11 protein-coding genes are annotated in these 14615 nt (G+C 65.6%); 7 read left to right on the top strand and 4 right to left on the bottom strand.

The genetic code is table 11. From position 1 onward, the window contains the following. Both H8A95_RS26190 and H8A95_RS26185 read right to left on the bottom strand, forming a co-directional pair. Window positions 1-349 (bottom strand): S1 family peptidase (locus H8A95_RS26190; protein ID WP_229185825.1); only part of this gene is annotated, 349 nt, incomplete at its 3' end. A 97-nt stretch (window positions 350-446) separates the two neighbouring features. Beyond that, entirely contained in the window at window positions 447-1475 is a 1029-nt protein-coding gene (locus H8A95_RS26185) for an AraC family transcriptional regulator (RefSeq protein ID WP_229185824.1), read from the bottom strand. A gap of 250 nt (window positions 1476-1725) precedes the next feature. On the opposite strand from H8A95_RS26185, the gene H8A95_RS26180 reads away from it, so the two are divergent. Further along, a complete protein-coding gene (locus H8A95_RS26180) occupies window positions 1726-2175 on the top strand; it encodes a cupin domain-containing protein (RefSeq protein WP_229185823.1) in 450 nt (149 codons plus the stop codon). A 115-nt stretch (window positions 2176-2290) separates the two neighbouring features. Then, window positions 2291-3784: a flavin-containing monooxygenase gene (locus H8A95_RS26175; RefSeq protein ID WP_229185821.1), complete on the top strand. Its 1494-nt coding sequence runs from the start codon at window positions 2291-2293 to the stop codon at window positions 3782-3784. Here H8A95_RS26175 and H8A95_RS26170 read toward each other — a convergent pair. Further along, on the bottom strand, window positions 3781-4506 hold the full coding sequence (locus tag H8A95_RS26170; RefSeq protein WP_229185820.1) for an alpha/beta hydrolase: 726 nt from the start codon (window positions 4504-4506) through the stop codon (window positions 3781-3783). The genes H8A95_RS26175 and H8A95_RS26170 overlap by 4 nt on opposite strands. Window positions 4507-4660: 154 nt before the next feature. Here H8A95_RS26170 and H8A95_RS26165 point away from each other — a divergent pair, with 154 nt between their 5' ends. Further along, the gene (locus H8A95_RS26165) at window positions 4661-5641 is read left to right on the top strand and encodes a helix-turn-helix domain-containing protein (RefSeq protein WP_229185818.1); all 981 of its coding nucleotides are present in this window, start codon (window positions 4661-4663) and stop codon (window positions 5639-5641) included. A gap of 20 nt (window positions 5642-5661) precedes the next feature. Beyond that, the gene (locus H8A95_RS26160) at window positions 5662-6729 is read left to right on the top strand and encodes a maleylacetate reductase (protein ID WP_229185816.1); all 1068 of its coding nucleotides are present in this window, start codon (window positions 5662-5664) and stop codon (window positions 6727-6729) included. 1 nt (window position 6730) lies between these two features. On the opposite strand, the gene H8A95_RS26155 is transcribed toward H8A95_RS26160, so the two are convergent. After that, a complete protein-coding gene (locus H8A95_RS26155) occupies window positions 6731-8185 on the bottom strand; it encodes a GH1 family beta-glucosidase (protein ID WP_229185814.1) in 1455 nt (484 codons plus the stop codon). A gap of 233 nt (window positions 8186-8418) precedes the next feature. Between H8A95_RS26155 and H8A95_RS26150 the strand changes: the two genes are divergently transcribed. The 3 genes from H8A95_RS26150 to pgm all read left to right on the top strand — a co-directional run bounded on the left by H8A95_RS26150 (window position 8419) and on the right by pgm (window position 14595). Then, window positions 8419-11085 (top strand): M1 family metallopeptidase, encoded by a 2667-nt coding sequence (locus H8A95_RS26150; RefSeq protein WP_229185812.1) that lies wholly within the window; start codon window positions 8419-8421, stop codon window positions 11083-11085. A gap of 78 nt (window positions 11086-11163) precedes the next feature. Beyond that, window positions 11164-12816 (top strand): acetolactate synthase large subunit, encoded by a 1653-nt coding sequence (locus H8A95_RS26145; RefSeq protein WP_229185810.1) that lies wholly within the window; start codon window positions 11164-11166, stop codon window positions 12814-12816. A gap of 138 nt (window positions 12817-12954) precedes the next feature. Then, entirely contained in the window at window positions 12955-14595 is a 1641-nt protein-coding gene (gene pgm / locus H8A95_RS26140; RefSeq protein ID WP_229185809.1) for a phosphoglucomutase (alpha-D-glucose-1,6-bisphosphate-dependent), read from the top strand. Window positions 14596-14615 lie beyond the last annotated feature (20 nt).

Genomic DNA, 14615 nt, shown 5'->3' with positions numbered 1-14615 from the left:
CTCGGCGCGCGCGGTCGGCCGCGACGATCACCGCGAGCGACCCCAGCGCAGGGACCGCGGTCGACAGCTTGATCGGGGCAACATCGCTTTCGACGCGCAGCAGGGCGATGTCGGTGGTGTGGTCGCGTCCAACGACGGCGGCTTGCCTGCGGCTGCCGTCGGCGAACTGGATTTCGATCTCGCCCTCGTCAGCGAGCGCCTCGTCGGCGGTGACGATGAGGCCGGCCTTCCAGACAAAGCCGGATGCGCGCGCGCGATGCGAATGCACCGAGACGATCGCGGGCGCAGCGCGCGCGATGGTCTCCGCAAGGGCTGATGACAGCGACGAAAGGATGTTCGGTTCGGTCATGGGAAACTCCGTTGGCTTCCCTCAATCTGGGATGATGCGGCTGGCGGCGAAACTGGCCGGATGGGCAGGGTCGGGCAGCGTCGCTCGGGAGCGACGCTCAGCTCAGCCGGTGCAGTGTCGCCTTCGGGCTTTCGCCGAACTTGGCGCGGTAGGCGCTCGCCATCCGGCTCAGATGGGTAAAGCCGAGGTCGAATGCAATATCGACGATGCGTTCGCCCGGCCGCGCCGTCTTGAGACGGGCGTTGAGATGGGCGAGGCGGATGTCGAGCAGCATCTCGGAGACGGTGGTGCCGAAGTGACGGCGGAAGCCGAGTTGCAGCGCGCGGACGCCGGTACCTGCGATCTCCGCAAGCTCGGCGAGATCCAGCGGCTCGGTCGCGCGGGTCTCCAGATAGGCGCGCACGCGCTTCAACGCCGCGGGTTGGGCCTCAGTGCGGCCGTTGAAGACATCGATCGCAGAACTCAGGCTGTGCCGCTGGTCATTGAGCAGGACATTGAGAAACTGTTCGCGCCAATCGGCCGCCGCTACCGCGGACAAGGTCTTGCGTGGCCCGAGCTGCTCGACTGTCGCCACGAGATGCTCGATCCTGGCCGAAAGCGCCTGCCCGAGCGGCCCGCTCAACGCGATGGCCGGATCGAATTCGACCGGATGCACCGCCACGCCGCCAAGCGCTGCGGCGCGATGCTCGACCAGCTTGCGGTCGAGCAGCACGATGAGCTGGGCGCAGCCGCCGCGCCAGGTCATCTCGGTCGGAATGGTCGGCGACAGCAGCGAGGCACAGTGTTGCGGCCCGGTGGTGAGCTCGCGTGCGGCGGTCCGCACCGAGGCCGAGCCGGACAGCGGCATCTGCAACAAGAAGAACCGGTCGAGGCAGCCGGGATTGATCGCGACCGATCCGCCATAGGCGACATAGTTGACGGAGAAGCCGTCGAAGCCTGCGCAATTGTGGTGGGCGGAGAAATCGCGTTCGGAATGATCGACCGGCGTCAGATCGTGCGGACAGAAGATGCGGCCGATCGCTTCGGCCGCGTCATCGACGCGCGCGGTCGCGACGCGCGCGAAATCCTTCAGCCTTCCCCGCGGAGGATTTGTCCTTGTCGAAACCTCGTTGCCAACAGCAGTCACGCCGGCCGTCCGAGTTGTTTGAGGTCTAAAATATCGGCCAGCCTAGTCCATTAGCCGCAAAAGGGGAACGCTGTTTCGTCGCGCAAACTGCCTGATCGACGCGCAGGCGGATGCGATGGTCTTGGGCAGAAGACGCTCCCGCATTGCAGCATGAACGTGCCGGGCGAGGATTCGTTTATCGGCTAGACAGCCCCACCGGCCGGCGACAGGCTCCGTGTCCGCAATGCACATCAAAACTGGAGAGGCTGACATGGGCACGCTCGAAAAAGGCATTACCCGATCCGGCACCGGCTACGGCGGCAAGACCTGGAATATCCTGGGCCAGGTCTACTATCCGAAGGCGGTCACCGACTCGACCTTCGCGTTCGAGACCAACAGCGACCCCGGCCAGTTCGTGCCGGTGCACATCCACCCGACCCAGGACGAGTTCATCCTGGTGCAGGAAGGCGTGCTCGACCTCAAGCTCGACGGCGTCTGGGTGCAGGCCAAGGCCGGCGACCTCGTGCGCATGCCGCGCGGCATTCCGCACGGCTATTTCAACAAATCGGACAAGCCGGCGCGGGCGCTGTTCTGGGTGTCGCCGATGGCGAAGCTCGAGGCGCTGTTCGAGAAGCTGGACAATCTGCAGGACCCCGTCGAAGTGGTGCGTATTTCCGCCGAGCACGAGGTGGATTTCCTGCCGCCGGAAGCCAACGACTAACCGGCCAACAGACAATACGCATGCGAGGCGACAGTCGCCGGAGCTGGCTCCGGCGATGACGGGGACGCGTGCGCTCTAGGAAATTGGATCTGTTCATTCATCGCGGAGCGGTTTCATGATCAAGCAGAAGCATGTGTGCGTCATCGGCGCCGGCATTTCCGGGCTCGCCGCGGGCAAGGCCTTTGCCGGTCGCGGCCACAAGGTGACTATCATCGAGCGTAGCGGCGATCTCGGCGGGGTCTGGGAGCCGGCGCGGTCCTATCCCGATGTGCAGACCCAGAGCCCGAAGGAGCTCTATCGCTACACCGACAAGGCGATGCCGGAGGCCTATCCGGAATGGCCGAAGGGTCCGCAGGTCCATGCTTATCTGCGCGACTATGCGCGCAGCCATGGGCTCGACGGTGCGATGCGGTTCGACACCAGGGTGGAGGGCATGAAGCGCCGCGCCGACGGCAGACCGGGCTGGACGCTCGCGCTACGCTCGACCGACGGCGCCGCGGGGCAGGAGGATTTCGACTTCGTCGCGGTCTGCACCGGGCAATTCAATGAGCCGCAGTCGCTGCCGCTTCCCGGCGAGGACGGCTTCAAGGCACAGGGCGGCCAGATCCTGCACTCGTCGCAATATGGCGATCCTGATCTCGCCAAGGGACGCAAGGTCGTTGTGCTCGGCGGCTCCAAATCGGCGACCGACATCGCGGTGAACGCAGTCAACTCCGGCGCCAGCGAAGTCACCATCGTGTTTCGCGAGCCGGTGTGGCGGATTCCCTATTTCATCGGCGGCCTCGTCAACTTCAAACGCATCCTCTACATCCGCGCGCAGGAGCAGATGTTCGCAAGCTGGGGCATCGGGCCGATGGCCCGCCTCGCGCATGTCGTTGCCAAGCCGTTCGTCTGGGCGAACTGGCGCGGGCTCGAGAGCATGCTGAAGATGCAGCTCAAGCTGAAGCAGTGCGGCATGGTGCCGAAGGAGCGGATCGAGGACGGCGTCAACTGCTCGGTGCCGATCGCAACCCCCGGCTTCTATCCGATGGTGGCCGACGGCCGGATCAAGGCGGTGCTCGGCACGTTCGATCATTATGAGGGCAAGACCATCGTCATGAGTGGCGGCCAGCATGTCGCGGCCGACGTCGCGGTGCTCGCGATCGGCTACAAGCTCGGTGTGCCGTTCCTCCCCGAGGAGTATCAGAAGAAGCTGGTCGAGCCCGACGGGCAGTACCGGCTCTACCGGCTGATCGCCAATCCCGATCTGCCGGACATGGGCTTTGTCGGCTTCAATTCGAGCTTCTGCACCGTGCTGTGCGCCGACCTCGCCGCCAACTGGCTGGTGCGCTACGCCGACGGCCAGCTCGCGCGGCAGCCGAGTGCCGCCGAGATGCACGACAACATCGCGATGATGCTGAACTTCAAGCGCGTCGAGCGTCCGGCGGCGGGCGTCTATGGCGGGCTGTGCGTCGCGCCCTACCACTTCAAGCATTTCGACGAGCTGTTGGCGGACATCGGCACCAAGGCGTCGCGCCGCAACCCGCTCGTCGAAAAGTTCACGCCGCCGGACGCGGATGCCTATGCGCGCTTCCTGGCGACCGCGCCGGCGTACAGGGCGGTGGCTTAATCGCGGCCGGCGTCGAGGAAGGCCTGTGCCAGGCGCGCGGGATCGGAGAAGCACAGCTCGTGGCTGCCCGGCACCTGGACCAGGCGGAACAGCCCGAGCTTCTCCGACAGCCGCGGATGCCAGGGCAGGCTGTGCGGCATCGCGGTGTCCTCGGTGCAGTTGACGTAGGATTTCGCGATCGGCATCTCGGCCGGATTGGCGCGCAGTGCGATCTTGTCCTGGAAGGTCTTCAGCGGGTGCGGGTTGAGCACGTCATAGGCGCGTTGCGCGAGCTCGAGGTCGGCATCGTTGATGAAGGCCTCGCGCCAGATCGGGAACGGCAGCACCACCGAGCCGTCGCCGCGCTCGGCGTGGATCGCGTCGAACAGGCCGCGGTAGTGCGGCGGCACCATGTCGTTGAGGCATTCGCCGTTGTTCGGCACGAAGGCGTTCCAATAGACCAACCGACGGATGCGATCGCCTGCGGCATCGGCAACGCCTGTGATGACCATGCCGCCATAGCTGTGGCCGACCAGCACGACGTCCTTGAGGTCATGCTCGGCGAGATAGTCCACGATCGACTGGATGGCTTCGGCGAGGCCGGAGTCCTTCCTGTCGCCGGGCCGGTTGCCCTTGATGGTCGGCGTATGAACGACATGGCCGGCTTTGCGGATGATGGCCGCAACCGGTTCAAACTCGGCGCCGGTATGCCAGGCGCCATGGACGAGAACATAGGTCGACATGTTTTACCTCCCTGTGTGGTTTGATTAGATCGGTCGCGACATCCGGGACGGCCCGGGATACGCGCAAATTTCAGGCAGTTCCTGATGGATATTGACCTGGGCCCGCGGAACGCGCTTGGCTGTAACCGAACCGGACTGGGCTCGGAGTGAACTGATGCAGCAAATCGCCGCCGCGGATCGCTCGCGCAGGCTGAGCTGGAATACCGCGGACACCAGGCCGCGCGAGCAGTTCGCCTATTATCGCGAGGCGATCTGCCGGGCCTTCATGAACCTGACGCCGGAGCCGCCGGCGACGTCAGGCTTCCTCGCCCGGGTCGAGACCGTCGGGCTGGGGGACGGTGCGGTCAACCGGGTCAGCTTCCCGGAGCACATTGTGCGGCGCTCGACCGCCGACATCGCCGCGTCCAGCCGGCGCTGCTACTACCTTAATCTCAAGCTCGCCGGCCGCTGCCGCATCCAGCAGGCGGGGCGCGAGATCAGCCTGTCGCCGGGACAGGTCGGAATCTTCGACAGCGGGCAGCGCTTCTCGCTGCTGCATGATCGCGGCCCCGCGCTGCAGGTCGCCTCGTTCTGGGTGCCGGCCGAGGCGCTGGATGAACGGCTGCCGTCGGCGCCGGATGTCGCGCCGGCGCGGGTGTCGGATGATCCGTTCGTCGGTCATCTCATCGCCGAGACGGCGCAAGTGCTGAACACGTCGGCGCTTCGCGCCTCTGATGCCGACAGCGCCCGGCTGTTCGGCGTGCTGCTCGATCTGGTCGCGCTCAGCCTGTCGCGGACCCGTCGCGAAGGCGTCGCCGAGAGCGCGAGCCTTGCGGATGCGACCTTGCTGGCGCTGCGCCGCGCCGTCGACCGCAGGCTGCGCGAGCCCGGGCTTGGCGTTGCCGCCGTTGCGGCCGCGATCGGCATCAGCGAACGCTACGTCCATAAATTGTTCGAGCGCGCCGGCACGACGTTCGCCAGCTATCTGATGGACCGTCGCCTCGACGGTGCCGCGCGCGACCTGAAGGATCCCGCGATTGCCGGGCGCACGATCGGCGACATCGCGTTCGATTGGGGCTTCTCGGATCTCTCGCATTTCACGCGGCGCTTCAGGCATCGCTTCGGCTGCACGCCGCGCGACTGGCGCCGCGGCTGATCAACCATTCGGAAATCGTCATGCCACAGCCGTTCATCTATCAAGTCAGCTCGATGCGGGTCGTGTTCGGGGTCGGCACGGTCGCGCAACTGGCTGATGAACTCGACCGGCTCGGCATCGCCCGTGCGCTGGTGCTCGCGAGCCGGCGGCAGCAGGCGGAGCTCGGCGATCTCGCCGCGCTGACCGGTGGCCGCATGGCCGGGGCGTACGATGGGGCGGTGGTGCATACGCCGGTCGCGGTCACCGAGCGCGCGATGCAGCTGGTCCGCGAGCTGAAGCCCGACGGCGTGGTTGCGATCGGCGCCGGCGCCGCGACCGGCTTGAGCAAGGCGATTGCGCTGCGCACCGACCTGCCGCAGCTGATCGTGCCGACCAGCTATGCCGGCTCCGAGATGACGCCGGTGCTCGGCGAGACCGTCGACGGCGTCAAGACCACGCAGTCCTCGCCGAAGATCTTGCCCGAGGCCGTGATCTACGACGTCAATCTGACGCTCTCGATGCCGGCCAAATTCTCGGCGATCTCCGGCCTCAACGCGATCGCGCACGCGGCCGAGGCGCTGTATGCACGGGACGGCAACCCGATCACCTCGCTGATGGCGGAGGAGGCGATTGCAAAGCTGGCGTCGTCGCTGCCGGACGTGATCGCGCGGCCGCATGATCTCGACGCGCGCTCCGATGCGCTCTACGGCGCCTGGCTGTGCGCGGTTTGCCTCGGCACCGTCGGCATGGCGCTGCATCACAAACTCTGCCACACCGTCGGCGCGCTGTTCGACCTGCCGCATGCCGAGACTCACGCGGTGCTGCTGCCGCACACCATCGCCTACAATACGCCCGCCGCGCGCGAGGCGATCGGCCGCGCCGCGCGGGCACTTGGAGCATCCGACGCGGCCGATGGCCTGTTCGATCTGTCGGCAAAACTCGGCGCGCCGCGCTCGCTCGCCGAGATCGGTATGCCCGCGGACGGCATCGCAAAGGCGGCCGCGCTCGCCACCAGGAATCCCTACTGGAATCCGCGGCCGATTGAAGAGAGCGGCATCCACGACCTGCTGAGGCGTGCGTGGTCCGGCGCGCCGCCGCAGGCCGGATAGATCACACCCCGACCGCGTTGCGCGCGATCACGTCGCGATAGAACGCCGCGCTGAGCTTCGGCACGCGCGCCTGGGTCTCGAAATCCACCCGGTAGAGACCGAAGCGTTTCTCGTAGCCGAAGATCCATTCGAAATTGTCCATCAGGCTCCACAGGAAATAGCCGTGGACCGGGACGCCGTCGGCGGTCGCGCGCTGCAACTGGGCGAGGTAGTTGCGCAGGAACATGATGCGGTCGAGGTCGTAGATCTGTCCGTCCGGATGCATCTTGTCCTCACCGGAGGTGCCGTTCTCGCTGATATAGATGCTCTTGATGTTCCAGATCTTGGCGGCAATCCGCGGCGCCCAGTAGATCGTCTCCGGCGCGATCCGCAGCCAATCCGAATTCATGTGCGGGAACGATGCCGGCATCGGCAGCGGCTTCCAGCCGGGGGCGTTGTCGGTGGCGAGGATGTAGCATTGTGGCGCGTAGATGTTCAGCCCGACGAAATCGTTGGGCTGCGAGATGATCTTCAACTCCTCCGCGGTGAATTTGGGCGCGTCGGCGCCGGCATATTGCAGGAAACCCTCGGTGTACTTGCCCTCGAGGAGAACGCCGAGGAAGCCTGCGTTGAGCTCACGCGTCGCGATCTCGGTGGCGCGGATGTTCTCGGGCGTGTTGATCGCAGGCACGCAGGCAGTGATGTTCTCAGCCGGGCCGACCCGCGTGCCGGGGCGGCCCTTGGCGCGGATCGCCTGCACCGCAAGGCCATGTGCCAGCGCGACGTGGTGACGCGCCTGGTTCACTTCGGCCGGCGGCAGCTTCAGCCCCGGCGCGTCGACGCCGAGCGCATAGCCGAAGGGGAGGAAACGTCCGACCTCGTTGAGGGTGAAGATGTTCTTCACCCGGTCGGTCAGTCGCTGCGCCACATAGCCGGCGTAGTCGCCGAACGCCTTCGACGTATCGCGCGAGCGCCAGCCGCCGACGCGGTCCTGCAGCGCCTGCGGCAGGTCCCAATGATAGAGCGTGGCATAGGGCTCGATGCCGTTCGCCAGCAGCTCGTCGACCAGGCGATTGTAGAAGTCGAGGCCCTTCGGATTCGGCGCGCCGGCGCCATCGGGAAACACCCGCGGCCAGGCGATCGAAAACCGATACGCCTTGGCGCCGAGCTCCTTGATGAGGCGGATGTCCTCCTTGTAGCGGTGGTAGTGCTCGTTGGCGCGATCGCCGGTCGAACCGTCCTCGATCTTGCCCGATGTATGCGTGAAGGTGTCCCAGATCGACGGGCCGCGGCCGTCCTCATTGACCGCTCCCTCAACCTGGTAGGACGAGGTCGCAGCGCCCCAGACGAAGCCCGCCGGAAAGTTCGCGCCGTCCGGCCGTGGGGCGCGGTTCGCTGCCTCGGCAGGGGCCGACAGGCCGAGCGCCGAGAGGCCTGCAAGGCCCGCAAACTGCCGGCGCGAGAACCTTCCGAACATTGTTGTCTCCCGTCGCCGAACGTTGCGGCTGCAATGCCGGCTGGAGGTTAACCTTCGACCCGGCCGTTGAGCAACAACGGCCCACTGAACGAAGCGGCGGTGCGCGCAATTGATGCGAACCGTTGCGATGTCAACGTCGCGGAGTTGTCAGTTTTGTGGCGACATTTTCTTTACTAGATTGTCTGCTAGGTCCTTCCGGAATGACATCCCAAAATCCCTGTGAGCCGCGCGCGATGAACAAGCCTGCAACCCGTGTCCGAACCGCGCCGCTGCGTCGTCTTGCCACGGTGATCGGATTGCTGCTGGTGATGAGCGCAGGCGCGCGGGCGGAGCAGACATTCTCGTTCGACGGCACGCCGGGAAAGCTGCCGAAGACGGTTATCCCGCTGAGCTACGCCATCGAACTGACGCCGGATTTCGCCGGGCTCACCCTGCCTGGCGTCGAGACCGTCGATATCGAGGTGCGCGAGGCCACCGCGCAACTCACGCTGAACGCGATCAATACGACCTTCACTGAAGCCACGATCGATGACGGTGCGCAGCGCGCGGAGGTCGTGACCGACGCCGCCGCGCAGACTGCGACGGTGACCTTCGCCAAGCCGCTTGCGGCAGGCCAGCACAGACTGCGCATCGCCTTCACGGCTCAGATCAACAAATTCGGCACCGGCCTGTTCTCGGTCGATTATCCGACCCCGACCGGAATCAAGCGGCTGATCTCCAGCAAGCTGGAGCCGGCCGATGCCAGGCGGATCTTTCCCTGCTGGGATGAGCCGTCGTTCAAGGCGAGCTTTGCGCTGACGGTGGTGATCCCGCGCAATCTGCTCGCGGTCGGCAACATGCCTGTGACCAGCGAGCAGCCGGTCGCCGACGACCTCAAGAAGGTTGCATTCGCGCCGACGCCGAAGATGTCGAGCTATCTGTTCGTGCTCACCGTCGGCGAGCTCGAACGGATCACGGCGGATGCCGGCGGCGTCACCATCGGCGTGGTGACGACGGAAGGCAAGAGCGGGCAGGGCCGGTTTGCGCTCGATAGCGCGGTGAAGCTGCTCGCCTATTACAACGATTATTTCGGCGTAAAATATCCGCTGCCGAAGCTCGACCTGATCGCGGTTCCCGGCGGCTTCGGCGGCGCGATGGAGAATTGGGGCGGCATCACTTTCTTCGAGAGCCGGCTGCTGTTCGACCCAGCGTCCAATGCCGAGACCGCGCGCCGCGGCATCTTCGCTATCATCGCGCACGAGATGGCGCATATGTGGTTCGGCGATCTCGTCACCATGGCGTGGTGGGACAATCTCTGGCTCAACGAAGGCTTTGCCAGCTGGATGGCGACCAAGGCCTCGGAGCAGTTCTATCCGCAATGGCAGAGCTGGCTGAACGGCTACGGCGCCAAGCAGTTCGCCATGGCGCTCGATGCGCGCCGTACCTCGCATCCGGTACAGCAGCCGATCGCCGATCACAGCGAGGCGGTGACGGCGTTCGATGCCATCACCTACAACAAGGGCCAGGCGCTGATCCGGATGCTCGAGACCTATCTTGGCGAGCAGCCGTTCCGCGACGGCATCCGCAAATACATGGCCGCGCATGCCTATAGCAATTCGACCACGGCCGATCTCTGGCGGGCGCTTGAAAGCTCCGGCGGCAAGACGATCACCGGGGTCGCCGCCTCCTTTACCGAGCAGGATGGCGTGCCGCTGGTGGTCGCCGAGACGGCCTGTGATGGCGCCGCGCAGCGGCTGACGTTGCGGCAGGATCGCTTCGTGATCGCGCCGGCCAACGATCCGCCGCTGCCGGCCCACGATTGGCAGATCCCGGTTGCCGTGGGACCGGCGCACGGCAAGCCCTTTGACGAGCTTCTGCTGCACGGCAGTGCCGATATCGCGGCCGGCGCCTGCGGCGATGCGATCAAGGTCAATCTCGGCGACGTCGGCTATTTCAGGGTCGAATACGGCCCGAAGAACCGCGCGGCACTGCTGAACGCATTCCCGCAAATGCAGGTCGCTGACCGGCTCAACGTCGTGACCGACAGCTGGGCGCTGGTGCAAGCAGGCCGCGCCGAGCCGCCATCCTATCTCGCGCTGCTCGACGCGCTCGATGCCGGCGACCATCGCGCGGTGTGGGACCAGGTGGTCTCGATATTCACCTCGCTCAACCGCCTGTCGCGCGGTCGCGCGGAACGGCCGGTGATCCAGGCCTATGCTCAGGCCAAGCTGCGTCCGGTGTTTGATCGGATCGGATGGGATGGCGGGGGCTCGGGTGACGATGACACCGCGCTGCTGCGCGCAAGCCTGATCTCGGCGCTGGGCGACCTCGGTGACGCGGCCGTTGTGGCCGAGGCGAAGCGGCGCTTTGCGGCGTTCCTCGATGATCCCGGCTCGCTTCCGACCACACTGCGCGATGCGGTCACCCATGTCGTCGGCATCACGGCCGATCGGAAAACCTATGACCAGCTGCTGGCGCTCGCGCGCAGGAGCACGGCCACCAACGAGCGGCTGCGCTATTATCTCGCCGCGGCCAGCGCCCGCGATGCCGAACTGGCGCGCGCGACGCTGGCGCTGACGCTGACCAGCGAATTGCCCGACACGATCGTGACCGGGATGATCAACGCGGTTGCAGGCGCTGGCGAGCAGCCGCAGCTTGCCTGGGACTTCGTCCAGGCCAATTTCGACACGCTGCTGGCGAAGCAGGGGCCGAACTTCCGCGACCAGTTCGTTCCGAACTTCATGACCAATTTTACCGATCAGGCCCATGCGGCAGAGCTGGCTGCATTTGCCCCGTCGCAATCGACCAGCGGCGGACGGGTGATGGTGGCGCGAGCCTTGCAAGCGATCGCAATCTCGGCCGATCTCACGGCGCGCGTGCTCCCCGCGGCGGACGCCTGGATCAGGGCGCACAAGCCGTGAGGTCGCGAGGGAGTTTCCGGCGGCGCGCGATGCGGCTATGCTCCGTGCGCGGCATGCAATCAACGATGCGAGGCTGATATGGTCAAAGGTTCCGATTTGCTGGTCGCTGCCCTCGAGAATGAGGGCGTGGAGCGGGTGTTCGGTGTCCCCGGCGAGGAGAATCTCGACGTCGTCGAGAGCCTGCGCAAATCCTCGATCAAGCTGATCGTGACGCGCCACGAGCAGGCCGCGGCCTTCATGGCGGCGACCTATGGCCGGCTGACCGGAAAGCCCGGCGTCTGCATCACGACGCTCGGCCCCGGCGCGCTCAACCTGACGACCGGCGCGGCCTACGCGCTGCTCGGCGCGATGCCGATGGTGATGCTGACAGGGCAGAAGGGCATCCTGAGCAGCCGGCAGGCCAAGTTCCAGATCGTCGACATCGTCAACACCTTCCGCCCGCTGAGCAAGCTGTCATTGCAGATCGTCAGCGGCGCCACCATTCCGACGCTGGTCCGCGACGCCTTCCGGATCGCGACCCAGGAGCGGCCGGGGCCGGTGCTGCTCGAACTGCCGGAGGACATCGCGCGCGAGGAGATAGCGCCGGTCGAGATCGTGCCGCCGCATCCGATCGAGATTCCGATCGCGCACGCGGCCGCCCTCGACCGCGCGGCCGACATGATTTTGAAGGCGCAGCGTCCGCTGATCATGCTCGGCGCGGCGGCATCGCGCCCCCGCTCGACCGCCGGGATCGGCGACTTCGTGCGGCGGACCAAGATTCCGTTCTTCACCACCCAGATGGGCAAGGGCACGGTATCCGGCGGCACCAACCAGTACATGGGAACTGCCGCGCTGAGCGAGCGCGACTATGTGCATGAGGCGATCGACCGCGCCGACCTGATCATCGCGATCGGTCACGACACGATCGAGAAGCCGCCCTTCATCATGGGCCCGAAGGGGCCGCAGGTGATCCATGTCAGCTACACGGCGGCGAATGTCGAGCAGGTCTACTTCCCGCAATGCGAGGTGATCGGCGATGTCGGGCCGAGCCTCGAACTGCTGGCTGATCGGGTCGCGGGAAAGCTGCCGTCTGCCAGCGCGCTGCTCAGCCTGCGCGAAGGAATTCTGGCGAGGATCACCGATCGCGCCACCGAGGGCCGCTGGCCGCCGACGCCGCAGCGCATCGTGCACGATGTGCGCCAGGTCATTCCCGAAGACGGCATCGTCGCGCTCGATAACGGCATGTACAAGATCTGGTTCGCGCGCAATTACCGCACGCTGCTTGCGAACTCGCTGCTGCTCGACAACGCGCTCGCCACCATGGGCGCCGGCCTGCCGTCGGCGATGATGGCGGCGATGCTGTATCCGAAGAATCGCGTGCTCGCGGTCTGCGGCGACGGCGGCTTCATGATGAATTCGCAGGAAATGGAGACCGCGGTCCGCCTCAAGCTCAACCTGGTGATCCTGATCTTGGAGGATTCTGCCTACGGCATGATCCGCTGGAAGCAGGCGGTCGACAACTTCCCGGATTTCGGCCTCACCTTCGGCAATCCGGATTTCGTCAAATATGCCGAAAGCTATGGCGCCAAGGGTTCGCGGATCGAGAGCACGGAGGCGATCGTCCCGACGCTGGAGCGGGCCTTCTCCGGCGGCGGCGTGCATCTCGTGGTGGTGCCGATCGACTATACCGAAAACAAGCGGGTGCTGGTCGACGAGCTGCGCGAGAAGGTGCAACAGATCGACGTGTCGTAGAGCATTGCTACGTCTCGCAGGGAACGAAAAGCCCTCGGCTTGATTGAACGTAAGCCGCCATGGTAGCACGCCAGGATGTTACGCAATGAGTATCACTCGTTGTGCTGATGGTCGGCGATACCAGATCTGAGAGGTCACGTGACTGCACCAAATCCTGCCGCCGGCAAACCCATCGATCCCTCAGCGCTCGCCAATGTGCCGCGGCTGGTCACGGCCTATTTCGCCGGCAAGCCCGACCCCAGCGATCCCACCCAGCGGGTTGCGTTCGGCACCTCGGGCCATCGCGGCTCCTCGCTGAAGAATTCCTTCAACGAGGACCATATCCTCGCCACCACGCAGGCGATCTGCGATTACCGGCGTGAGAAGGGCCTCACCGGGCCATTGCTCATCGGCATCGATACCCATGCGCTCGCCGAGCCGGCGCTGGCCAGCGCGGTGGAAGTATTCGCGGCTAACGGCGTCGAGATCATGATCGACGCGCAGGGCGGCTACACTCCGACGCCTGTCATCTCGCATGCGATCCTGAGCTACAACAAGGGCCGCAGCACGGGCCTTGCCGACGGCGTCGTCATCACGCCGTCACACAATCCGCCGGAGGACGGCGGCTACAAATACAATCCGCCGCATGGCGGCCCGGCCGACACCGACGTCACCGCCGTGGTCGAGAAGAACGCCAACCGCTATATCGAGGCCGGCCTCAAGGGCGTGGCGCGGATGCCGTACGATCGCGCGCGCAAGGCCGCGACCACGCATCTGCATGACTACATCACGCCCTACGTTGCCGATCTCGGCAACACGGTTGATCTTGCGCTGATCAAATCCGCCGGCGTCAAGATCGGCATCGATCCGCTCGGCGGCGCAGCGGTGCATTACTGGCAGCCGATCATCGCGCGCTACGGCATCAACGCGTCCGTCGTCAATAATGCCGTCGATCCGACCTTCCGCTTCATGACCGCGGATTGGGACGGCAAGATCCGGATGGACTGCTCGTCGCCCTATGCGATGGCGAGCCTGATCGGGATGCGCGATCGGTTCGACGTCGCCTTTGCCAACGACACCGATGCCGATCGCCACGGCATCGTCACCCGCTCGAACGGGTTGATGAACCCGAACCACTTCCTCGCCACCGCGATCGCCTATCTGTTCGCGCACCGGCCGCAATGGAGCAAGGATGCGGCGATCGGCAAGACCATCGTGTCGAGCTCGATCATCGATCGCGTGGCGAAGAAGCTTAACCGCAAGCTGGTGGAGACGCCGGTCGGCTTCAAATGGTTCGTCGACGGGCTCGGCAGCGGCGGCTTCGGCTTTGCCGGCGAGGAGAGCGCCGGCGCGTCGTTCCTCAAGCGCGACGGCTCGGCCTGGACCACGGACAAGGACGGCATCATCCTCGGCCTGCTCGCGGCGGAGATCATCGCCAAGACCGGCCGCGATCCCAGCGAATTGTTCAACGAGCTGACCGCCGAGCTCGGCGTGCCCTATTATGAGCGCATCGACGTCGCGGCGACGCCCAAGCAGAAGAACGCACTGAAGGCGCTCGGGCCTGAGCAGCTCAACATGACCGAGCTCGCCGGCGATCCCGTGCGCGCGGTCAGGACCAAGGCGCCGGGCAACGATCAGCCGTTCGGCGGTATCAAGGTCGAGAGCGAAGCGGGCTGGTTTGCCGCGCGTCCCTCCGGCACCGAGGATGTCTACAAGATCTACGCCGAGAGCTTCCGCGGGCCGGATCATCTGAAAAAGATCCAGGGCGACGCGCAGGCCGCGATCGCCAAGGTGTTCTGAAGGCGAGGGGCCGGGCGGAA

This window comes from Bradyrhizobium oropedii (genome assembly GCF_020889685.1).
Taxonomy (GTDB): domain Bacteria; phylum Pseudomonadota; class Alphaproteobacteria; order Rhizobiales; family Xanthobacteraceae; genus Bradyrhizobium; species Bradyrhizobium oropedii.
Note: the sequence above shows the minus strand (reverse complement) of the source record. Positions and strands in the feature narration are given on the sequence as shown.